This window comes from Thiomicrorhabdus cannonii (genome assembly GCF_013391695.1).
GTDB lineage: Bacteria > Pseudomonadota > Gammaproteobacteria > Thiomicrospirales > Thiomicrospiraceae > Thiomicrorhabdus > Thiomicrorhabdus cannonii.
The window spans coordinates 126,313-148,160 of record NZ_JACBGH010000003.1 but is presented as its reverse complement, the minus strand read 5'-3'; the positions used below and the strand labels follow the sequence as shown (position 1 = coordinate 148,160).

Genomic DNA, 21,848 nt, shown 5'->3' with positions numbered 1-21,848 from the left:
CTCGATGAGTGAAGTAAACCTGAATATAGGATCGGAAGTTTTCAACGGCAATGCTCGCTACCACATTGTAAATATCATTGATTTAGAGCACGTTCTTGCCCGCAGCGCAGCAACCGGTGCGACTAAGAAATTTAACATTTCCGAATTAACTTCCTCTCCTGCGGACTCTACCGATCCCGTAGAAATAATTGCCTCTGATTCCCTCATGGAAATCAAAGATGATGACTGGCTAAAACTTCAAAACAAAGCGGCATTATTCTCAGAGGTACTACAAATTAAAGGGAATGCCTCCCTCCGTCGTCAGAAGTTACAGGAAGTGGCTGATAAGCTTAACCTCTCTGAGTCCTCAGCATACCGTTTACTGAAAAGGTTCCAAGATGACTCTTTAAATCTGACAACATTCCTTCGCAAACAACGCAAGGATACGCCTAGACTCGAAGACCAAACAGAACGATTTGTTCAGGAGGCGATTAAAGAGTACCTGAATATCAAACAACCCAAAGTCACCGACGTTTACCGCGACATGAAATATAAGATCATGGCGTTGAACAAACAAAACAGAGAAAACGGCATTGATGAAGTTATCGAATGCCCACACATCAATACGCTTAGAAACCGGATAAAGAAGATACCAACATCGGCAATCGCAACCCAACGACTTGGAAAAAAAGGCAGAGAACAGTTTCGTCCAATCAAAGGAAAGTTTCCGAAAACGCTTAAACCACTTCAAATTGTCCAACTTGATCATACCCCTTTGGATGTAATTGTAGTTGATGACGAAAACAGAATGGAAATTGGTAGGCCGACCGTAACATTGGCTATCGACTCTTTTAGTCGCGTGGTGGTTGGATTCTTTATTACATTGGAGAAACCTAGCGCTCTACTGGCTGGTTGTTGTTTGACGCATGCAATATTGGATAAAAAATCCTGGATGTTGGAACATGAAGTACCCGGGGACTACCCGGTATTTGGAATTCCTGATGTCGTCCACACAGACCAAGGCGCTGAGTTTTTCAGTAAGGCGTTCTTGAGAGCTTGTGAATCACGAAATATCACGGTTATGAAACGACCAGCGGGAACGCCGAGATATGGCCCATATATCGAACGCGCCTTTAAATCTTTCAATAGCGGTGGCATACACTCATTACCTGGAACAACCAAATCAAAGCATGAGGATCGGGGGGAATATAAGTCTGAACAGCATGCTGCGATGACATTGAAAGAACTGGAAACCTGGTTTACCGAGTTTATTGTCAATGTTTATCATCAAGAAGTACATTCTGAAATCGGTATGCCACCTATCGCCAAATATGAAATGGGAATACTGGGGAACGACAAGTTGCCTGGTCGTGGCCTACCACCCAAAATCGATGATCCCATGCGCTTGAAAATCGAGTTTTTGCCGTATGAAGAAAAAACCGTCCAGAAATACGGCATTAAGATGAAGGGCATAACCTATAAGCATGACGTATTACGAAAGTGGATTAAGCAGCAAGATAACACCACAAAAGCGACTCGAAAGTTTTATGTGCATTATGACCCCCGCGATATGAGTAAGGTGTTCTTTTATGATCCCGACATGAACTCCTACATTGCGATACCTTATAACAACACCAGCCATCCTGCTATTTCGCTTTGGGAACTCAAGGCATTGAAGAAAAAGGCGGCTGAATTTAACCCGCACGAACCTGTAGATGAGGATGCAATCTTTGAAGCCCGCATGCGCATGAAATACATCGTCGAGAAAGCTCAAAAAGATACGAAGCACGCAAGACTTCAACGGCAAAAGGAAGTGGTTCGAAAACAAGATTCAATCCCAAGCCAGGCCAATCGTTTACTTAAAACACCGCAACCAAACTCTGTATTCAATCCAAGTATCGACACCCCAAATGATGATGAATTTGATGATCTGCAACCCTTTAAGGCTAGCGAATAATGAACAAATACGACCATCTAACAGATAAGGCTTTTGACTTGTTATCGGCCTCTAAAGAAGAGCGAATCAAGTATGTGAACACTGACAAATGGATTGAGTACCCTCGCGCCAAAGAAATCATGGATCGACTCGATGATCTTATGCTTTATCCCAAAACAGAGAGAATGCCCAATTTACTGATAGCCGGTCGGAGTAACTCCGGCAAATCTAAACTCCTCAGCCAGTGGTCTAAGAAATTCCCTGTTGAGGTAGACGAGGAAACGTCTGAAATCAATTTTCCTATCGTCATGATCTCTGCACCACCAAAACCGGATGATAAAGCTTTCTTCATGAGAGTGCTACGCGAACTAATGATACCTCATGCAAAAAATGACAGCACGAGCACGCTTTATGAAAAGGCGATTCGAACGATGATTGCCCGCAACACAAAAATGCTCATAATCGACGAAATACAGCATGCGATTGCGGGATCTTATGTCAGCCAAACAGTGTTCCTCGATACCATTAAAGACATGGGCAATAATCTCCAAATACCCATTGTAGCGGCAGGCGTAGAAGACGCTTTCCATGCCCTTCAAATCAATGATCAACTATCAAACCGATTTCCTGTCGAGGTATTAGAACAATGGCAGTTTGATAACAGGGAAAGCAGGAGAGCATTTGCACAACTGGTTTTGACAGTAGAAAGCATGCTGCCGTTACCTGAGCCATCCTATCTGTACAAAATGCCTTTTGTCGAACGCATCCATTTTTTAAGCGACGGACTTCTGGGAGAGGTCGTTGGAGTGATTCGGACATTAGCGCGTTATGCGATCAAACACGATTTGCCGTGCATTGATGAATCGGTTTTTGCAAACGTAAACCTATCTCCACCTTCTCAACGCAAAGAGGCATTAAAGAAATTGAGATAAATACTGACCGATATTATTGCTTTCCTCCATTCCATGATGAACTGGTCACATCTTGGTTTGCCCGAAACGCCCTGACTTTCGGGATGAAGCCCTCAGCATTTGCGACGATATGCACACAGAACTCCGATGCCTGGAAAAGTGACTGGGATGTTTACCTCAATGCCGAAACGCTCAATAAACTTAGCATGAAGTGCATGGTCGATGAGGATCTGATAAAACGATCATGCTTTTATTACAACTGCGATTACATCTACAACCAGACAGAACAAACACCTCAAGTTAAATGGGTCATGCCATTGGGCGTTCGTACTAGCCACAAGAACTATGGACTGCAATACTGTCCATTTTGCTTAATAGAAGACGGCGACAGGCCTTATTTTCGGCGACACTGGCGGCTTGGATTCATGACTTGTTGCCCTTTTCACCAGAACCAACTTCGTGACCGTTGCCCATCATGCCGCAATCCAATCAATATCAAAAGACCACAAAAGCCAACCAAACGGGCACTTTACCATCCTGAAGACATTGCACATTGCTCAAAATGTGGATTTGATCTGAGACGAACAGAATATGCTCCTGCCTTACCAGATGAATATGAAATCAATCGAATCAATTTTACGCAGTCATCTCTAGGGTACGGAAATGCCGGGAATCTCGACTTCAATTATTCAAACCTGTACTTTGAGGGCATCCGGAGATTAATTTCATTTTTGGTATGCAGCCCCAAAGGAGAAAAACTGTTCCTGCACTTAAGAAATAAACTTGAGTTACACCAGGTCTACCACCGTGAACTAATTGGGCATAACGTTGAACCGGAAAGGCTGGAGATTGGCTTGCGGCGCACCGCTCTGATTATGATTTATTACTTGCTACGGGACTGGCCAGATACTTTTGTGGATGCTTGCAAGATGAACAGGCTTACATCACATTTGATTAAAACGCCTTACCTTGAATTTCCATTTTGGGTTATAGATGCCTTGTTTTTCCATCTCCAACACCCCAAATACTCAGTACATGGAGAAGAGAAGAACAACATAATCATATACCTTGAAAGAAAACTCGGACAAACAATTAAGCCCAATCAAATATCAAGATATCTTAACCACTATTTCTCCAGTTCTACACAGATTACAGAGGAGGAAAATCTCGACGAAAATACAAACAACAACGATTTAATTACTTAATCCAGAAAAAATCGCATGTCATACAACAATTACCTCCAATAATTTTTTAACTTTCTCAACGCCCAGCTTTTCAATTAGCTCTTTTGAAACTTTTTCTGCCTCACAATGCAATAGATCAGTATTCTCACTACCATCAAGATCATTGATAAACATAGGCTCCTTCCCAGTTATGATGTAATCGATATTTGGCCGCTGTCCTTTACCATTTTTCAATTCACCAAATTTTTTTAATTTGTCTGGCCCAATAAAACCTTTGTGTTTATTAACCTTTGTCAAAGTGGATGGATTGGTATACTCCAATTTTGCTGACAATTGACTCAAACTCAATCCAAGATGATTGCGAGCCAAATCTAAAAATCGTACACAAATTCCTTCTAAAGTTTCTTGTTCTATTTCCACTCTCATAAATAAAAAACACTATGATTAAATCGTAATAATAGTTTGAATTATACACACATTTTTGATAAAATCATACTTAATAGTCACGGAGCCCCACCCTTAATTATGAAAAAATCAAATTTAGGACAGTTTTACACGCCTGAGAACATCAGTGACTTAATAGCTCGACTCACATCCAGACTAGCAGCTTCTGCTCCAAATAAAATCGTAGATATCGCTTGTGGAAATGGCTCATTACTTGAGCCCATACAAAAGGCATGGCCTCTTAGCGAAGTACATGCCTTCGATATAGATAAAGAAAATATCAATCAAATAAAACGCGACCATCCCAGTTGGAAATCTGTTTGTATCGACAGCCTGAAACATGATTTTCATAAAAATCATTATGACATGGCCGTAGGCAATCCCCCATACATCAAAACCATCGCTACAGACGAGCTGATTGACCTAATACACCGGAACTATGACTCTAATCCTATAATTAGGGGCTCCACTATTCGTGCGGAAACCGCCTTTGTGGCCAAATATTTGGAGTCCACCAAAAATGGTGGAATAATTTCACTAATCCTTCCAAAGTCAGTAATTTCAAGTGAAAAATTAGGGTTTATGAGAAAAGCTCTTCTAAATAAAATGAAGGAAATGTCGGTGTATGAAATTTCTTCAAACTATTTTGATGGCGCAGAAGTAACCACTTACATTATTACAGGCATTAAATCGGATACTGTAGATAAACATGTCACCATCGGGCGCATTGGCATAAACGGCGATATTACAGACACCATTATCATGGACAAAAAAGAATGTCTATTAAGAATGGACTATAACTATCTTCAGCACATTGGTGCGTTTAAACAACTGCAAAAGAAATACCTAACAATTGGCGAAATAACCCATACCATAACAAGGGGCATCAAAACCAAATTAGAATTGGAACAGGAAGGCGATGTGTATTTTCACACTTCATCATTTAAAGAAATGAAAAACGAAAAGATAGCTTTAAATGGAAGCATTCAGCTAAAGACAAAATACAACCCTGTTCACATTGCACAAAAATACGACATTTTAATTCCTCGCGTAGGAAGAAAGTGCTGGTCTCAACAAGCCCTTGTCAAAAGGGGAAATGCCGTTTTAACTGACTCGGTTTTAAGAATAGAGGCTCCTGGAAAACACTCTAAAGTGATTTTTGAATCACTCTCAAGTGATTTAGGAATGCTATGGAGAGAAGTTCATGCTAAGGGTTCTTGCACAAAATTGCTAACCTTAAATGATATTTTTAGGATGCCAATTATAGGCAAGCCAAGACCCTAATCAGCCCAAATCTACTTCATATAAATGCACCGCTCCAACGCCATAGGTGCTGTTTTGAGATTTATTAGGAAAGTCGTACTTGATTGACACAGAGTTTTTGGCCTTGTCCATCGGCGCCCCACCGTTCTTGTTGGCAGCATCAAACAACCTATTGACTGAATATAAAACGACCCCAACTGAAACTGGCTTAGTACTGTAAGGTGCTATTTGCAAAATCTGATTTGGAGTAAGTGACGGTTCAATTTCTTCCTTTAAAAAGTTGAATATTGAAAATGGAGAAGTCGCGGCAATGAAATACGATTCATCATACATTCTGTCTTCCAGATAATTAGCATGCTGAAAAATTGAATGAGACTCCCACCCTGGATTGAATGCTGGAACTGCAAAAACCATCGAAAATTTCTTAATTGTTGAGTTTTCATCTTCACTTAAAATCCTTCCAAGTCTACTGTGTTCATACCCAACAAAGGAAATCAAATGTCCAGAAATTGACTTTCCGTCCATCAATGGAGAAAACGGAGGGATAGGAGAAATCTTCGAAAAGCTATTACTTAATTCAAATTTATGTTCAGACAATAACGCAGAAGTAACTCTACGATACCCCTCAGGTTCAACGTAAGAAAAGCTCAGCCTACGAACAATTTTATATAAACCTTTTACGATCAGTAAAATTTCAGAAAAATCTAGCGTCGTTACCTCAATTAAAATATTTCTGTGTTTGAACTGCTGTAGGAAAGTATCCAACTCATGAAGCTTTACAAACACCCCATTCACAGACATAGAAAAAGTCTGAAAATTATAAAAAACCTCAACAACTTGCGATGAACACACCTTAATGGAATCGTGTATTAACTTAGATCTTTCATCTATGATGCGATTACCCACAACGATAACGTCATAATCACTTAGAAGAAGCTCAGATAAATGATTGAATTTTTTATTGACACGGAACTCCATTAAAACAACCGCTCTTGAGTACCAGCCAGTCTTTCTGCTTCAGGCGCGACTAAGTCAACTTCATTCTTCCATTTATCTCTATACCTCCTTATCAGCTTGCTAAAATCATCTTCAGTTCCAGAAAACAACGTATCAACATCATGTGTCGCCAAATCGATTTTTCTAATTTTTCGATAACTAATTCCAAAATGAGGCGCAAAGATAGGATTAAGAACGTAATCATAATCCACTAAATTACATGCTGACTTCACCTTTGTTTTTCTTTCTCTAAATAAAACCGACCAAACCTTTGCGCTTTCTATCAGATCATTAACTTCTCGATTCAAACCTAAACTAGAAGATGATTCAATTGAAAAATGGTTAATCTCGGGTTCACTTTGAGAGTAACGAGCCCCTGCAATCTCAAATATCTGCCCCAATCTAAGCACCAACGCTTTTAACTTTTCTCCGTTGACACCAAATGTTGGCACAATGTCAAAAATATTCTTTTCACTAACTCTTTTAGCCGCTTTAGCCTGACATTCGGCTGATATTACCAAGTCCCTTGAGCCATCTTTAACTTCGTCTGAAGTTAAATACTCCATCAAGGACTCATGACAAAGATCTTGAAAGTGGCGCATATTTTTTCGAGCCAAAGTGCAAAAGCGATCAAACCCTGCATACAATGGAGATATCCGTTTTGGCAACCCTTTATAAATTAGAAAGATGCACCCATGTAAATTATTATCTATCCAACCTCTAATAGGATTATCTTTACCCTGCGTTACTTTCCAATCATCGAAATATTTTTTGATGCTCTCAACATTTTGACCTTTTCTATTCAAAATTGCAGCAAGGACAACAGATGCATCAGGAAAGGAAATGTCCAAAAAATCATCTGCAGAATAATTACTGTCTTTTCCATGTAATTTCAATCCAGATTCAACAATTTTTACCAATCTTCTCTTAAGAGGCCCCTCACTCAGAATCTCTATGCAAATATCCTTAGTTGTTTGGGAAGGAAAAACTGACATTGCGACACCAATGAGCTTATCCACACGCTCATTTTCTAGTCGTAAAGGAAGCTGCTGCTCTTCGGTTAGCAACGAATTATTGTTAAAGCCAAAGTCATTGGAAATCGCACCCACCTCGGACAATCTATAGGCCACAAACTCCGCTGCTATCAATTTAAAAAAGGACTCTGTCATTTCATTATCTAAATCAAGGGTATGATAATCATGGGTTTCTACAATGTTTTCCGAGCCGCTTGTTTTGTAATTCACCTCTGAATATTTTTTCATCGCAAAGCTGAATTTGAGTCTAGTTTCACTATGCTTAACAAAGTCATTAATCAACATTTGTTGCTCTGACTTTAGATTCTCATATTCATCTACAAAAACCATATAGGCAATGCTCTCTAGAGCAGATTCAAGAGAAGCAATATAACCAACAAACATTGGTATAAGCGGTTTTGGATTAAGAAAAACAGGTGGATTTGCAGCAAAGGGATTGTTTAACCAAATCGAAAACTCAAACTTTTTTTGTTCACAAAAAGCTTTCAAATCATCAATGCGTTCAATACAGTCCAAAGCCACCTTGGAAATATGACTTGGTATTGGTTGACTCAAGATATCCCGCATTCCAAACCCCAGTTTTGAGTTTGAAAGATTAGACAAGGAACTATGCACTTCCTCTAAAATGATCAAAGTTAAATAATGTAAGAACGCTGATTTCCAATTTTTACCAAGCCAATCCTCAGTTATCAACTCACACAATTGGATATCTGGTCTCCAATAAATACCAATATTTCTAATGGACTCTATACTGATATCCTGCCTCTTTTGCGAAAAGGCTGTATCGTGACATAGGTACTTTAAAAACATTGTTTTTCCTGTTCCGCGTGGACCTATAATTCTCCATGACTCTTGATTTTCCATAATAGGAAACTTGCTCAAAAAGGGCGGGATAACAAATCGACCATAAACATCATCTGGATAGTATTCCGCCCTGTTTTTAGTAAATGCATTCTTGAGCATTTCCATTTTTTTACCTTTTGAATAATGGTTTCCAATCGGCAGAGCCGTTGTCATGATAATAAATTGGCAATGTATTATTTGGACATGAGAAGTTGTTAAAAACACATGTAAGAGCCTGACCTAGTCGACCGTACTTATTCTCATTTTTAATCTGAAATCCTTTCTTTACTAGAAAATCCTCATAAAACGTTTTTGCATCACAAACACTGTTATAACCATCACCCCTGAAAAAACCATCCGCGCTATAAAAAAACGAATCCTTTTCAGAAATAGTTTCAACTGGCTTCACAAACACATCTTGGTGTAAAAACTCACCGCCAATATTTTTTAAGGCCTCTTGATGAGCAATAAGCGGTGAAAAAATCACAATTTTATTCTGCAACAACTCTATAAGAGGCTTTCCATTTTTTTCCAAGGGATTATTTAAATAATCCTTAAATTGCTTTCCTGTCCCTGAAATATCATCTATAAAAATCAGAACCTCCGCCTTTTCTAAAACACTAGAGATTTTATCTGATCGAACACCTAACTTATCATCAATTCCCGTTGCCCTAAAAAAACTCCTTAAAATACTCTCCCCACTAGCACCGGCATTTAATTTTGGAACTGTGCAAAACTTAATTTTATTCCCGCATTTTTTCTTTCCGAGAATATTTCGATAGCAATTTATAAGGTTGCTATTACTTGTCTTTTCAATCTCTCGGGGAATAATTTGATGTGCAATTTCAAAAAAGCTGGACTCAATCATTCTATTGCTTCTATAGAGAAGCGCATCAAGCAAATGGGCTGCGAAATACTCTTCACAATCAGTTGAAAAGTTATTCAACCATGCCCTTAACTGTGTTTTCTTTAGCTCAGGCCAGACCTTATAATCAATTAAAGCATCTACTTTTGATCTAACATTTTCAAAAAAATATTCTTGTCCTGGAGGAACTTTGAAGGCCATAATTTATCCCATAAAATATATACTGATACAGTAACGGATATTTTGGTTGAACATCTCACACATCACTTATATTTTCTTAATGCCTTTTTTCCAAACACACCGGAAAATCTCAGCATCCCCCCCTTACTAATATAATGGCAAAGTCAATTTTGCTACGCCTATCACTGCCATCGCTCTTTAACATACCCCACAGCTCCAAAGAACCAGCACACGATCAAAATTCCTATTCCGAGCTTTTCAAAAACCCATTGTCCTCTATGCATAGCTCTATCCATCATTGGCTGTAAGGCTGCACTACTAGCTTGCGGTTCAGGAAGCATCCAAGGGACCACAAAATACAAAATAGCGAAAGCAACCGCTCCAAATATGAATGCATTCTTCCAATGCAACCTTTTGGCTATCGCAATTGAATCACTCATTATCTGAGCCGCATCACTTCGTCTTCTACGGTATCGAGCCACACTATATACCTCTTGAAAAATTAAGTATAGATACTAACATAAATCCGTTATTTCTCGAAAAGACCAAAAAGATTTGAAAGCTCCTTTTTTTAACGGTTGAATAGTTTCTTATGAAGCGCTATAAATAAAGCTAATCGATAAAATCGATTATTTATCAAAGCCACAATCCCACAAGGAGAATCTCATGGCAAATTCGAAACAAACATCAAAATCCAAAGCCTCAGATGCCGCAAAGGTCTTATCCGACCCTAAATCATCTAAAATTCAAAAAGAACTCGCTGGCTCCGCTCTAGCTCAATATAAGACAGGAAAGGCCACCGGAAAGGAAATGGAGCAGAAAGCCTCCAAGGTACTGACCAGCCCAAAGTATAGTGAAGAAACTAAATCTCTAGCCGGTTCTGTTTTGTCTCAATCAGACAAAAATAGATAACATTAACTCCGGTTTGGCTTGCATGTGGTAAAGTTAAAGTTCATTTGGGATTAATCGCAGTGGAGTCTAACATGTTATTTTGGGCTATCAGCACAACAGTTGGTCTCATGCTGCTTTCGGTATATGTCTTGGGCAAAGCCATTGACAATTACGAAAGCCGAAAAAAAACGGACATGTAAAAGATCTGTTTGCTTATTTGAAACTTTACGGGATTGACGATACATGGAAAACTTAAGCAGTTTAATCATGATCCTAATTGCCGTAGGATTTTGGGAACCGTGGACACCCTTAAACGGATTGAACAAGAATGCTCCCACCCAATGAATTACAAAATTTGATCTCAAAAGGCTTCAATAAAGTCACCGATACTCCTGAGGCCAAAAAAAGGTCTGCACTCCTCAAAAAAATCCAAGGGCTACGACAAGAACACGCCAACAATACATCTGTAAATCAGATTACTAACGTGGAAGTCAGAGGAAGCCGAGCTCTTTTCGTACTTTTTAATGATGGTGTTTCTGGCTTTGTTGAATTTGAAGAATCTTTTTTAGATGGTATTCTTTTTAAACTTAAGGGGAACGATAAAGAAATTTTCAATTCGGTTCAAATCGCAGAGGGGTGGCTTGCTTGGCCAGGAGAAATCTTCTTTGATCCGGACAAAATCCATGATGAAATTCAGCAAAACGGCAACATTGTATTAACTTAGAATAGATCAACCCCATCCCACTCATCTAACTTGCTTGAGACTTCGACGATTAGTGAGAAGCGCGGCGTCTTTTGAATTAATACTAAGACGAAGGCGCTGTAGAACTCTCTGCTGCGTCTCTGGCGACCAGAAGATGCGTAGACGCTCACGTGCCCGAGTTACCGCTGTATAAAAGATGCTATGCGTAATATCATCTTCATTGGAATCGGTGATTACGATCTTTACAGTGTCAAATTCTAGCCCTTGTGCTTTGTGAATCGATACTGCATACGCAACCTGAAATGGTACCGATGTATTTAAAGCGTCATCGTCTTCGTCACTTGCATCATAGTCGTATACCGTGAAGCGAACAATTGAACCCTCAATCCACTCCAACTCACTACCAACTACATCGAACGCGTTTAGTGGTCGGTCAAGTTCGACATCGAATCGGATCCAGCCAAGATCGGACTCTATACCTACAATCCTGCCTTTCAGATTGTTATATATCACCGGACGGAATCGCTCGCTATCGTGAAAAAGAACAGGATCTCCAACTTTGTAGGTGGACTCACGCCAAATGGTGGAAGCACCGGGGTTACTGCTCTGCAAAAAACGGTTAATGTTGTTGATGCCGTAAAGACCGTCATAGTTTAAACACAGGATGATCTCATCCTGTTCTTGGGTTTCGAACAATGTTTTGTCGAGCACGGTAGTATATCCGTTGCGGACTATGACTTCGGCAATGTCGTCATCGATATCCCGAACTTTGTTCCAAAAATCCAATAGTGATTTATTCTTGGCTCTAAATGGCGTCTTCAGTTCAAACACAGCTGTACGTGGTATAAAGGAAGGAATAATTCCGAACCAGTTACCGAACTGAATCGATTCGATTTGGTAGACATCACCGACAAGTACAAGTAGCTTAAAAGAGGTCTTCTCCAGCACTTTGATTAAGTCGGAATTGCTGACAGTACTACACTCATCAATCACTAGAAGGTCATACTCCTGATTTGAGTTTCTTCTACCAATATGGCTACTGATCGTCCTGAACTCTGACTTTTGCGAGTTTACCTTGCGCTCAAGATTGTCTTTTGCCGGATTAGTGTGGGCAAGGAAGAGCTTCACCTTGTCATTAAAATAGTTGGCAATGTGATCCACCATTGTGGATTTGCCAGTACCTGCTGCCCCGTAGACTAGAGCGACTCGAGAATGGCCAAACAACTGCTTGAGCGCATCTTTTTTTGCTGGGTCATCGATGTTACGAGGCGTTTCATGAAGCCAGCGCTCAACGGATTGGGTATATCCATCGATGCCGTTCGATGCATACTCTTGGAGCTTTTCGACGATTGTGACAGTTTCGTTCTCATACTGACACATGAAGACGTGCCCTTTGTCGAGCACAAGCCGACGCTCCGTATGTTTATAGTAGAGCTTGTTGTTGTAAATAGAAATCAGACTACTGACGTCTCCGAACACTCCCACATCCGCCACAGGTGTATATAAAATTCCGTGATGCTCGACATTATTCTTTACTCGTCGGGCGAGTAATTCGTGGTTCCGTCCCGTAACATCGATACTCTCTATTAAGTCCCAATAACGAGGGTTATGCTCACAGAGAGAGGTGCAGAAGGGCATGGTATCGAAAGGAATACAGCCGTACTGTAACTTCGTGCCGGAGAGACGAGCACAACCGTTCCAGTTATACTGAGGCTTAAGAATTTGGTTGTTCATTCGCAGCATCAAATAACGGAGGATGTTGCACCCCGCAGCACCTGTTCTCACAATGCGGCGTGTTTCATCTAACATGGGGAAGATATGCAAATTAGCTGCACCACCTATGCCAGCCTCCCTTACTTGCATGTACTTGTCATTAGGCATATCTATCAAGTCAAGAAGACTGCCTGAGCCAAAAGTCAGCCAATGCATCAGATAGCGATACTCCGCTGAATTGCTTCTAACTGACATTTTGATATTCAATAGACGCCCGAAATTGTCGAATTCACATGGTCGAATCGAAACTTCCCACTGGCGAATGATCGTGATCGGCATCGCCTGACCAAGTACCTCGATAGAGTCACGCTGTAGCGTCAACATAGCAGCGTATTTGTCAGTTATGTCAATATCGGTAAAAGCGATAATTCGGTCGAACTTGCTGGCTTTGTTGACGGCACGGTAGAAGGTCACTTCGTAATAGATCCGCCCAAAAACGAAGAACGGACGTGTTTTGTGGATGTAATATCGATCTTTTGAGCTGCTACTCAATAAAGCTGAACTAATTGACTCAATCCTAACGGCGATTTTTTCATGATACTCCTGTAGGGATGGATCCAGATCAACAGGGAAGACCTCAAGGTTTGCCAAAACTTCGATGTCAAAATCGTCTTTAAGCAAGCTACGTATGCGTAGGAGGTACTCGTAATACTTGAGCATCAAACGTTCGGATGCATCTCCATCTAGAGTATAGTGAGAAGCACTTATCTGAATCAGCTTATGAAACTTACCAAGAAAGTTAAGCTTAGCCGCGCTCCTAACAAAGGAAAGTCCTGGTTCTATAGCAGCATAGTTGAATTCAGTACTTGGAGAACGAGTATGGAGAAGAACTGCAACACTTTCGATTAGGTTACGGAGTTGTGAAAGGACGTTCTGTGATAACAATCCTCGCTGGTTAGCGAGCAATTCGATATTCTGACAGATCACCTCGTTAGCGCTCAGTATCTGCTTGCTGACTGTAATCATTAATTGAATACTCCTCTATGCACTAAAGATTACGTACAGATACTAACACACCCCCTATTACTTATCGAAAAGAACAAAAAGATTTATAAGGCTATTTTTAATCGGCCGCGAAATGGTTAAAAACATCCAACACTTTTTACTGGCGTTTGGGAACTTAGATTCAAGAATTTTCAACTCATGAAATTTCACACAACGTTTCACCCCCTCACAACAACTGTTCTCGGTAAAATGCGCGCCCTCTCAAATCGCAATTAGCTACGTACTTATCTTGTGAAGAAAATTTTCTTAACGTATTATTCATTACAGGATTTTCAACTTTAATTGCCAGTTTGAAATGAAAACAACTACATACCCATCAAGAAACGAAGCAACGGCAGAGCGGTGATTCGTGCTGAGGTACATTTGGAGTGAGCGGGACGTGAGTCATTGCTACTGTGAAAGTAAACAAACAGTAATAGTAGTAATTAGTGAACGTCCAGGGGGTTCAACTCCCCCTGGTAAAGATAAAGTAGTAACAATTAACCGAACTCAATTTTGTAAGGAGGTGCAACATGACTAAAATCATCGTTAAGCTGAAAATTAAAATCAAAAGGGTAGCTTTGGTTTCATTGTCTTTGCCACTGGGTTTGTACGGCGGATACCTCGCTCAGCCCAAATGCACTTTTACACATCACAAAGCACTAACCTAAAGCAATGCTTTGTCGATCATCCCAGACAACCTTACTTCTAACGATTCATCTGAATTAGTCACATGCTTCATCGTGCCTATATGGGAAAAACACCGCTTAAATACATCTTTAGAGATATTGTTAGCAGACACACTGGCTATTTTCTGCAGCATTTGACCTGCATCGTCCGGCTTAAATTCACCGCCACTCAGTATATAAAGCGAAAAGCCAACACCATTGCGATCTTCTATTTCAAGCACATAAAGACGTCTAGCACTCGTGGATAACTCTAGAAATAAAGCCTTCCTCCTCCGACGCCCAACATAGCACCAATCGTAATTCATATTTTTCCCGACCGGTCTTTGAAACGAATAAAAACCAAAAGGTTGAGAATCGTCCACTAGATCAGAAGGCAAAGCTCTAACAGAATATTCAGACTTACCAGAAACGATTTTGTGAATAACCGCAGCCGTTGCGCTTAATCGATCACTAACATCGCCATTTTCTTCATCATGTATGCCCACATCCCAAGGCTCGGTTTTGTTCCCTTTGCCATACTTTCCAGGTAATGTTGAACCCTTATTAGCGGCCTCTTCTTTCTCATTTTCTTGTTCAATGTAGATCTGCATGTCTTTTTTAGATTTCTGAGTAATCTTCTTGACCTTTACATCATTGAGCCCAGCAAAACGCTCCAAATAAAACTTCAATTCATTCTCAGGCAAATTCTCATTAGGCCTTTCATCATGGGTCAGATTAGGTTTTTGTTTATCTTTTCTTCGTGGCGGCTTAGGCTTGGGTGGCTTCCCGGAAGGCTTACCGCTTGAACGAAACGAATCCACACTTTCAACTTCTAAAGATTCAAACGGGAAGGGGTTGTGACACTTATCAATCGAACGAATCAGGAATCCAAAGCGACCATCATTATCTGGCGGTAACCACTGACCCTGGACTTCTATCTCCGCAATACCAATAAATGGCAACTCTGTCTTCGGACAACAAATAAGATTATGCCGCTTGTTTTGCCTATTTCTCCAATTAAGAAGGTCAACAATAGAGGCATAAACATTTTTCATTGCTTTCATCGCTTGCCTATCAGCAATAGCCCTAGCAAGCAGAATTGCATCAGAATCCTTACATTTCCTCCTTAGCCAGAGGTAAACATTTTTTGCAAGGGGATCAAAGTTTGACTTATAAATGAACTCGTCTTCAATCCTATGGGCTTCCATCCCCCCGTTATAAAACATCGTTGTAAAATGCCTTGAACCTGAAAAGTAATAACGCACGACTTCCATCACTGGCAAAAAAACCGTTGTCTTGATATTCGAGCCATTAACCATCACTTCACAGTCATGAAGTTCAATCAAATTTGAGGAAAAACTGTCTTTAATGAAGGGAAGGTTAGAAATTTTCTTAGATAACTCCCGGAAGGAAGTAATGGCTTGTTCTTTCGTATTGAGCGAAAGGGAAATACTGTCTTTAGGCATCCAAACAATTTCTCCATTGCGCCAAACAATGCCTGGCTTCATGAAAAATTGGTTAGTTATGTCGATGGGAATACTAAATGAGCTTCCGGACTGTGTAGATATGATTGGCTGATTATTCCCTTTGGAATGGGATTTAAACCTGTCATTGATCGCTATTGCTTTTATTCTATTAAGGTCTTGCTGATACCAATCCGAATATTCGCTAAAACTAGCCGATAAGGCTTTGAAGATCATATCCGGCTCATATTTAGTATCCAGATATATGCCTGAAACAAGATCGAGTCGATAAAACCTATCAGGTTTCATCTTCTCCTTTAGGTTCTCAAGAGTAAACGTGCCTTCCATTCACTCTCCAATGGAACGCAACCAGAAGATAAATTATTGAGATGAGAAGGGCAGAAGAAATTCTTAGATAATGTTGTAGATTCTTATTTTGAAGTGTAATTCTTAAATAATTTTGTAGTTGACAGCAACGCCCCAACGGATCATCGGGAAAATAGCCCGATGGGCTAGGATTCATCGCGGCAACCAGCAAAAACTTCGCGGGGAAAATAACCTGTCCATTCACACGCGATACCGCGACCTGTCGGTTTTCCAGTGGCTCGCGCAACGCCTCCAGCACAGGACGGGCAAACTCTGGCAACTCGTCCAGGAATAAAACCCCGTGATGCGCCAAACTGATTGCGCCCGGACGCGGAACACTGCCTCCTCCAACCATCGCGGCCGAAGATGCAGTGTGGTGAGGCGCCACAAACGGGCGCTGCAAGCAACTTTCAGGATTGAACGTCTGCCCCGCGACAGATTGAACGGCCGCCAGTTCGCTCGCCTGCTCCCAGTTCAAGCTGGGCAATAACGACACCAAACGCTGCGCCAGCATGCTTTTGCCCGCTCCCGGCGGGCCGACCATCAATATCGAATGTCCTCCGCTGGCGCTGACCTCCAACACCCTTTTGGCCTGATTCTGGCCAACGACATCCGCTAAATCGTGCGCATACCCCACCTCATCGTGGAGCAGTGGTTCGGCAAGATGCAAGGAGCCTTTTGCCAGTAAAAACGCCACCACCTCCAGCAGACTTTTTGCACCCAGCAACTGCTGACCTGCTAACGAACGCCGCGGATCATGCAATACCAATCCCGCTTCCTGCAGATTGGCGTAAGGCACCACAAGGCTTTTATCCTCAACCTGCAATACGGCCGGCAACACCCCCGGCACCGCTCGAATTTCGCCGTTCAAACCAAGCTCGCCCAGAAACTCCAGGCGACCGACATCCGCCTCCAGCTGCCCCGTCGCCAGTAAAATACCGATCGCGATCGCCAGATCATAACGTCCGCCGGATTTCGGCAGATCCGCCGGCGCCAAATTCACGGTAATGCGTTTAGGCGGAAGCTGAAAACCGCTATTAATCAAAGCGCTGCGCACCCGCTCCTTGCTTTCGCGCACCGACGCCTCCGGCAATCCCACAATCGACAAGGCCGGCAAGCCGTTGCTGGCATGCACCTCCACCATGACTTGCGGCGCCTGTATGCCGATAGCGGCGCGCGTGAAAACGGCTGCGAACACGACGATTTACTCTCCGTCGCCGCCTGCGGCTGGCGGATTTTGGTCGGCCATACGTTTTTCCAGTTCAGCCACCTGCTTTTCCAGCTGCTCCAACTTGGCGCGGGTTTTCGCCAACACCGCCACCTGCAGGTCATACTCCTGTCGTGAAACCACATCCAGCTTTTCCAGGCCACTGGTCAGCACCGCCTTAATCTGGGCCTTTGCCTGTTCCGGCGCTTTGCCCATGCCTTCGGGAATCGCCTGCGACAACTTCACCGCCAGCTCTTCGATTTGCTTGATATTCAACATTGCGTGTTTCCTTTCGATCAATAAAGCGCCAATAAAACGCCCGTCCAACGCCGTTTAACCCATAAAAGGGACTATACCCTTTTTCACGCAGACACTCCAGCCAACAAACTCAACAGGCCGGGTCTAAGCAATAAAACCCATGTATCCGCCATTGGAGCCGGCAAAATTCATGTTAAAATTTGAGGCATCCATTTTCAGCGCAGCCGTTCAACAGCAACGGACCGTCACATATTAAAAGGGTCATAACCAATGCTTCACTTCAATGACGCACCGGAGAAAGCCAAACGTATTTTTAGCCGGTTGGTGGAAGAGTTCGAAAAATTCAATATCAACCCCACGCCACTGAACTACTATGTCTGGTACCAGTACCTTAAAGGCGAAAATCCGCAGTTCCGCCAGGAGATGGATCAGATCATCAACGACGAATACGGTTACAACGACCGCGACGGACGTCGTCTTTATGATGAATACCTTTCGGAAGAGCAGGAAGCCAGCTCGGAGTTCGACCGCGCGTTTCGCCGCCTCGTCAATCTGATGATTCAGAAGATGAACACCTGGAGCGATAAACTCGAGGCGCAGACCCAACAGCTCGACGACTGCGCCCGCTCGCTCAACGAGCCTAACCTCGGCTCGGACGAACTGCGCCGCATCACCGACACCATGATCTCCACCGCGCACTCCATTAACGAGAGCAACCGCGCCTTCCAGCAAGAGATGCTGAACAACTCCGAAGAGGTCAAAAAACTGCGCGGCGAACTGATTGCCGCGCAAACCGCCGCGCTCACCGACGAGCTCACCGAGATCGGCAACCGCAAAGCCTTTAACAATGCTCTGCAAGAACTCATGCTCGACGCCGCCGCCAAACCCGAAAGCCTGTGTCTGATTCTAAGCGATATAGATCACTTCAAGAAATTCAACGACACTTACGGCCATCTGATCGGAGACAGTGTCCTGCGCTATTACGCCAATATCATCAAGAAAGAGCAGGGGAAAAACGAAACGGTATGCCGCTACGGCGGTGAAGAGTTCGCCATCTTGCTGTCGGACACCTCGCTGGAAGGCGCCAAAGTCCGTGCTGAAAATATCCGCAGCGCGATCGAAGCGGCCACCCTGAAACGCAAGAACTCCAACGAGCCGCTGACCAAGATCACCGCCTCTTTCGGCATCGCCCACTATCACGGTGAAAGCGACACCGCCGAAGAGTTTATCAACCGCGCCGACAAGGCGCTCTACGAAGCCAAACGCCAGGGCCGTAACCGCGTGCTTGACGAGCTGGACTTGACCGAAACGCAGCAATAAACAGACTGCGACCCGGCCTGTTGAGTTTTTCGGCTCAGTTTTTCGGCGCTTTGACCAGCAAGGTATCCACCCCCAGGCGCCGCAATGCATTGCGGCGCTTGTTCATCTCCAAGCGGTCATGAAACGGCCCGACGCGCAAGCGGTAATATGTGCGTTCGCCGCTCTGCAGCACCGACAGTTCAACCGCTTCACCCAAGTTCGCCAAGCGCTGCTGCTCTTTCCTGGCCACCGCTTCCGAGCCGAAGGTGCCGGCATGGATATAGTAGGCATCTTCCAAAGCAACTGAAAGCGGCACGGCATTCACCACCACTTCGGTCTCCTTGAGTCCCTGATAAAAACTGTAACGGGGTTTTGCCGGTGCATTTTCCTCTGCAGAGGGAGCAGCAGCATCGGTTTTTGCCGGCGCAGACAACGCCTCAACGGTCAGCGACTTGGCCGCCTGCGCGGCAGGCGCCGTGTTGCTATCCGCATAGATTTCGGTTTTTGCCGTCTGGTCGGCATAGGTCTGATTCACCATAAAATGCTGAACGATCAGAAAGCCGCCCAGCATCGCGGCAAACACGACACCGGAAAGCAGCCACACTTTCAGCCCCAAACCACCGCGCGGCTCGGGAGCAGCGGGCAGTTGCGACTTGCGTTGAAAGCCGTTTTTAGGACGATGGCCGTAGCGGTAATCGCGCGACATTACATCTTCTCGGGCGCAGAAACTCCCAAAATCGCCAGACCGTTCTTCAACACCTGCTGCACCGCCATAATCAGCGTCAGACGGGCATTACGCACGCCTTCGTCTTCCACCAGGAACTGGCAGGCGTTGTAGTAGCTGTGCAGACCGTGCGCCAAATCTTTCAGATAATAGGCGATCTGATGCGGCTCGTAAGCCAATGCGGCACGGGCGATGGTTTCAGGGTACTTCGCCAGCTGCACCGCCAGGTCGGTCTCCTGCTCCAGATCCAGTGCATTCAAGCCGGCCTTGCCAGCCGCCAGATCAACCTGCCAGCCTTTCTCGGCGGCCAGCTCCAAGACGCGTGCGATACGGGCGTGCGCGTACTGGATGTAATACACCGGGTTGTCGTTGGACTGCGACTTCGCCAGATCCAGATCAAAATCCATATGCTGCTCCGACTTGCGCTGCACATAGAAGAAACGCGCGGCATCCGCCCCCACCTCTTCGCGCAGCTCGCGCAGGGTCACGAACTCGCCGCTGCGGGTGGACATCGCCAGCTTCTCGCCGCCGCGGTACAGCACCGCAAACTGCACCAGCAGGACCTGCAACGCCTCAGGATTGGTTTCCATCGCCTGCATCGCCGCCTTCACACGCGGAATATAGCCGTGGTGGTCGGAACCCCAGATGTCGATCAAAATATCAAAGCCGCGTTCCAGCTTGTTGAAATGGTAGGCGATGTCCGAGGCGAAATAGGTTTTCAGGCCATTGTCGCGCACCACCACGCGGTCTTTCTCGTCGCCGTATTCGGTTGACTTGAACCACAGGGCGCCGCCCTGCTCGTAGATTTTGCCGGCTTTCTGCAGTTTCTCGAGCGCCGCATCGATCACGCCGCTTTCCAGCAGGGAGCGCTCCGAGAACCAGTTTTCAAAGGTGACATTGAAGCCGTGCAGGTCTTCCTTGATGTCTTCCAGGATGGTGTTCAGCGCCAGATTGAATACCGTTTCGTAATGGTTTGAACCCAAGAGATTCTTGGCTTTGGCGATCAAATCGTCGATATGCTTCTCTTTGTCGCCATCGGTCTGGCCTTCGTCGGCACAGACGCCGGTAAACACCTCAAAAGCCGGTTTGCGCAGGCTCTCGCCCTGTTCGCGCTTCAACTCGGCGGCGATATCGAAAATGTACGCGCCTTTGTAACCGTTGCTCGGGAACGCAAACTCCTCGCCGCACAAAGACAGATAACGCAGCCACACCGAGGTCGCCAGAATATCCATCTGACGGCCGGCGTCGTTCACGTAATATTCGCGCGCCACCTCAAATCCGGCCACTTCCAGCAGGCTGGAAACGCTCGCGCCGTAAGCTGCACCGCGGCCGTGGCCGACATGCAACGGCCCGGTCGGGTTGGCCGAGACAAACTCCACCAACACGGAGCGTCCCTGCCCGACATTGCAGCGCCCGAAATCCGCGCCCTGCGCAAAGACCTGCTCCACCACCGCGAATTTGGCGTTATCCTGCATAAAGAAGTTGATAAAGCCCGGGCCGGCGATTTCCACCTTGGCCACCGCACCGCGGTCTTCCATCGACTCGATCACCGCCACCATCTTTTCCGCCAACGCGCGCGGCGGCACGCCCGCCGCTTTGGTCAGCATCATCGCCAGGTTGGTCGCCAGATCGCCATGCGCCTTGTCGCGCGTGTTCTCAACGTTAATGCGGGCTTCCACATCGCCAGGCAATACGCCCTGGCTCTTTAGCTGGTCAATAACGTGGGTAAGAATCTGCACTACTTGCTGCTTCATGGCTTCTCTCTTAAAAAACGACGGAAAGCTTGACGCGAATGGAGCGGTTCCAACGGTCAAAATTCAAAAAAGGGTATTTTACTAAAATCCGCCTGAAGTTTGGAAAGGATTCCGCCGCAAACC

General features: G+C 44.2%; 19 protein-coding genes. 8 read left to right on the top strand and 11 right to left on the bottom strand.

The window, feature by feature from the left end:
• Window positions 1-4 precede the first annotated feature (4 nt).
• The 3 genes from HZ297_RS05205 to HZ297_RS05195 are packed head-to-tail and all read left to right on the top strand — an operon-like array spanning window position 5 to window position 4,031.
• Entirely contained in the window at window positions 5-1,936 is a 1,932-nt protein-coding gene (locus tag HZ297_RS05205; protein WP_178861941.1) for a TnsB C-terminal domain-containing protein, read from the top strand.
• Window positions 1,936-2,847: a TniB family NTP-binding protein gene (locus HZ297_RS05200; protein WP_178861940.1), complete on the top strand. Its 912-nt coding sequence runs from the start codon at window positions 1,936-1,938 to the stop codon at window positions 2,845-2,847. The genes HZ297_RS05205 and HZ297_RS05200 overlap by 1 nt, the downstream gene beginning before the upstream one ends.
• On the top strand, window positions 2,778-4,031 hold the full coding sequence (locus tag HZ297_RS05195; RefSeq protein ID WP_178862047.1) for a TniQ family protein: 1,254 nt from the start codon (window positions 2,778-2,780) through the stop codon (window positions 4,029-4,031). The genes HZ297_RS05200 and HZ297_RS05195 overlap by 70 nt, the downstream gene beginning before the upstream one ends.
• Window positions 4,032-4,049: 18 nt before the next feature.
• Here HZ297_RS05195 and HZ297_RS05190 read toward each other — a convergent pair whose 3' ends face one another.
• Entirely contained in the window at window positions 4,050-4,436 is a 387-nt protein-coding gene (locus HZ297_RS05190; RefSeq protein ID WP_178861939.1) for a hypothetical protein, read from the bottom strand.
• 99 nt (window positions 4,437-4,535) lie between these two features.
• On the opposite strand from HZ297_RS05190, the gene HZ297_RS05185 reads away from it, so the two are divergent.
• On the top strand, window positions 4,536-5,738 hold the full coding sequence (locus tag HZ297_RS05185) for an N-6 DNA methylase (RefSeq protein WP_178861938.1): 1,203 nt from the start codon (window positions 4,536-4,538) through the stop codon (window positions 5,736-5,738).
• On the opposite strand, the gene HZ297_RS05180 is transcribed toward HZ297_RS05185, so the two are convergent.
• The 4 genes from HZ297_RS05180 to HZ297_RS05165 all read right to left on the bottom strand — a co-directional run bounded on the left by HZ297_RS05180 (window position 5,739) and on the right by HZ297_RS05165 (window position 10,075).
• On the bottom strand, window positions 5,739-6,695 hold the full coding sequence (locus HZ297_RS05180; protein ID WP_178861937.1) for a hypothetical protein: 957 nt from the start codon (window positions 6,693-6,695) through the stop codon (window positions 5,739-5,741).
• Window positions 6,695-8,716, bottom strand: a complete 2,022-nt coding sequence (locus HZ297_RS05175; protein ID WP_178861936.1) for an ORC-CDC6 family AAA ATPase — start codon at window positions 8,714-8,716, stop codon at window positions 6,695-6,697. Before HZ297_RS05175 ends, HZ297_RS05180 begins: the two co-directional genes overlap by 1 nt.
• Window positions 8,717-8,720: 4 nt before the next feature.
• The gene (locus HZ297_RS05170; protein ID WP_178861935.1) at window positions 8,721-9,656 is read right to left on the bottom strand and encodes a phosphoribosyltransferase-like protein; all 936 of its coding nucleotides are present in this window, start codon (window positions 9,654-9,656) and stop codon (window positions 8,721-8,723) included.
• Window positions 9,657-9,817: 161 nt separating this feature from the next.
• Complete coding sequence (locus HZ297_RS05165; RefSeq protein ID WP_178861934.1) at window positions 9,818-10,075, bottom strand: hypothetical protein; 258 nt, start codon at window positions 10,073-10,075, stop codon at window positions 9,818-9,820.
• A 226-nt stretch (window positions 10,076-10,301) separates the two neighbouring features.
• Here HZ297_RS05165 and HZ297_RS05160 point away from each other — a divergent pair, with 226 nt between their 5' ends.
• Together HZ297_RS05160 and HZ297_RS05155 are read left to right on the top strand one after the other, a co-directional pair.
• Window positions 10,302-10,547, top strand: a complete 246-nt coding sequence (locus tag HZ297_RS05160) for a hypothetical protein (RefSeq protein ID WP_178861933.1) — start codon at window positions 10,302-10,304, stop codon at window positions 10,545-10,547.
• 307 nt (window positions 10,548-10,854) lie between these two features.
• Window positions 10,855-11,250: a DUF2442 domain-containing protein gene (locus HZ297_RS05155; RefSeq protein ID WP_178861932.1), complete on the top strand. Its 396-nt coding sequence runs from the start codon at window positions 10,855-10,857 to the stop codon at window positions 11,248-11,250.
• Window positions 11,251-11,271: 21 nt separating this feature from the next.
• Here HZ297_RS05155 and HZ297_RS05150 read toward each other — a convergent pair whose 3' ends face one another.
• Complete coding sequence (locus HZ297_RS05150) at window positions 11,272-13,968, bottom strand: ATP-dependent DNA helicase (RefSeq protein ID WP_178861931.1); 2,697 nt, start codon at window positions 13,966-13,968, stop codon at window positions 11,272-11,274.
• A gap of 551 nt (window positions 13,969-14,519) precedes the next feature.
• Here HZ297_RS05150 and HZ297_RS05145 point away from each other — a divergent pair.
• Entirely contained in the window at window positions 14,520-14,657 is a 138-nt protein-coding gene (locus tag HZ297_RS05145) for a hypothetical protein (RefSeq protein WP_178861930.1), read from the top strand.
• Here the strand turns inward: HZ297_RS05145 and HZ297_RS05140 are convergent.
• Genes HZ297_RS05140 through HZ297_RS05130 form a run of 3 tightly spaced genes read right to left on the bottom strand, consistent with a single transcriptional unit; the run spans window position 14,654 to window position 17,969 of the window.
• The gene (locus HZ297_RS05140) at window positions 14,654-16,465 is read right to left on the bottom strand and encodes a hypothetical protein (RefSeq protein WP_178861929.1); all 1,812 of its coding nucleotides are present in this window, start codon (window positions 16,463-16,465) and stop codon (window positions 14,654-14,656) included. The genes HZ297_RS05145 and HZ297_RS05140 overlap by 4 nt on opposite strands.
• A complete protein-coding gene (locus HZ297_RS05135) occupies window positions 16,443-17,681 on the bottom strand; it encodes a YifB family Mg chelatase-like AAA ATPase (RefSeq protein ID WP_343034765.1) in 1,239 nt (412 codons plus the stop codon). The genes HZ297_RS05140 and HZ297_RS05135 overlap by 23 nt, the downstream gene beginning before the upstream one ends.
• A gap of 6 nt (window positions 17,682-17,687) precedes the next feature.
• Window positions 17,688-17,969 carry an accessory factor UbiK family protein gene (locus HZ297_RS05130; RefSeq protein WP_178861928.1) on the bottom strand — a complete coding sequence of 94 codons (282 nt, stop codon included), beginning with the start codon at window positions 17,967-17,969 and terminating at the stop codon, window positions 17,688-17,690.
• A gap of 249 nt (window positions 17,970-18,218) precedes the next feature.
• Here HZ297_RS05130 and HZ297_RS05125 point away from each other — a divergent pair, with 249 nt between their 5' ends.
• The gene (locus HZ297_RS05125; protein WP_178861927.1) at window positions 18,219-19,268 is read left to right on the top strand and encodes a GGDEF domain-containing protein; all 1,050 of its coding nucleotides are present in this window, start codon (window positions 18,219-18,221) and stop codon (window positions 19,266-19,268) included.
• A 34-nt stretch (window positions 19,269-19,302) separates the two neighbouring features.
• Here the strand turns inward: HZ297_RS05125 and HZ297_RS05120 are convergent, their stop codons facing one another.
• Window positions 19,303-19,953, bottom strand: coding sequence for an SPOR domain-containing protein (locus HZ297_RS05120; RefSeq protein ID WP_178861926.1), 651 nt, complete (start codon window positions 19,951-19,953; stop codon window positions 19,303-19,305).
• Entirely contained in the window at window positions 19,953-21,725 is a 1,773-nt protein-coding gene (argS, locus tag HZ297_RS05115) for an arginine--tRNA ligase (RefSeq protein WP_178861925.1), read from the bottom strand. The genes HZ297_RS05120 and argS overlap by 1 nt, the downstream gene beginning before the upstream one ends.
• Window positions 21,726-21,848: the final 123 nt, after the last annotated feature.

Excerpts from the sequence above, each read along its gene's own strand:
- HZ297_RS05205 (WP_178861941.1), top strand. The coding sequence starts at position 5 with ATGAGTGAAGTAAACCTGAATATAGGATCGGAAGTTTTCAACGGCAAT.
- HZ297_RS05200 (WP_178861940.1), top strand. The coding sequence starts at position 1,936 with ATGAACAAATACGACCATCTAACAGATAAGGCTTTTGACTTGTTATCG.
- HZ297_RS05190 (WP_178861939.1), bottom strand. The coding sequence starts at position 4,436 with ATGAGAGTGGAAATAGAACAAGAAACTTTAGAAGGAATTTGTGTACGA.
- HZ297_RS05185 (WP_178861938.1), top strand. The coding sequence starts at position 4,536 with ATGAAAAAATCAAATTTAGGACAGTTTTACACGCCTGAGAACATCAGT.
- HZ297_RS05180 (WP_178861937.1), bottom strand. The coding sequence starts at position 6,695 with ATGGAGTTCCGTGTCAATAAAAAATTCAATCATTTATCTGAGCTTCTT.
- HZ297_RS05175 (WP_178861936.1), bottom strand. The coding sequence starts at position 8,716 with ATGGAAATGCTCAAGAATGCATTTACTAAAAACAGGGCGGAATACTAT.
- HZ297_RS05170 (WP_178861935.1), bottom strand. The coding sequence starts at position 9,656 with ATGGCCTTCAAAGTTCCTCCAGGACAAGAATATTTTTTTGAAAATGTT.
- HZ297_RS05165 (WP_178861934.1), bottom strand. The coding sequence starts at position 10,075 with ATGAGTGATTCAATTGCGATAGCCAAAAGGTTGCATTGGAAGAATGCA.
- HZ297_RS05160 (WP_178861933.1), top strand. The coding sequence starts at position 10,302 with ATGGCAAATTCGAAACAAACATCAAAATCCAAAGCCTCAGATGCCGCA.
- HZ297_RS05155 (WP_178861932.1), top strand. The coding sequence starts at position 10,855 with ATGCTCCCACCCAATGAATTACAAAATTTGATCTCAAAAGGCTTCAAT.
- HZ297_RS05150 (WP_178861931.1), bottom strand. The coding sequence starts at position 13,968 with ATGATTACAGTCAGCAAGCAGATACTGAGCGCTAACGAGGTGATCTGT.
- HZ297_RS05145 (WP_178861930.1), top strand. The coding sequence starts at position 14,520 with ATGACTAAAATCATCGTTAAGCTGAAAATTAAAATCAAAAGGGTAGCT.
- HZ297_RS05140 (WP_178861929.1), bottom strand. The coding sequence starts at position 16,465 with ATGGAAGGCACGTTTACTCTTGAGAACCTAAAGGAGAAGATGAAACCT.
- HZ297_RS05130 (WP_178861928.1), bottom strand. The coding sequence starts at position 17,969 with ATGTTGAATATCAAGCAAATCGAAGAGCTGGCGGTGAAGTTGTCGCAG.
- HZ297_RS05125 (WP_178861927.1), top strand. The coding sequence starts at position 18,219 with ATGCTTCACTTCAATGACGCACCGGAGAAAGCCAAACGTATTTTTAGC.
- HZ297_RS05120 (WP_178861926.1), bottom strand. The coding sequence starts at position 19,953 with ATGTCGCGCGATTACCGCTACGGCCATCGTCCTAAAAACGGCTTTCAA.
- argS (WP_178861925.1), bottom strand. The coding sequence starts at position 21,725 with ATGAAGCAGCAAGTAGTGCAGATTCTTACCCACGTTATTGACCAGCTA.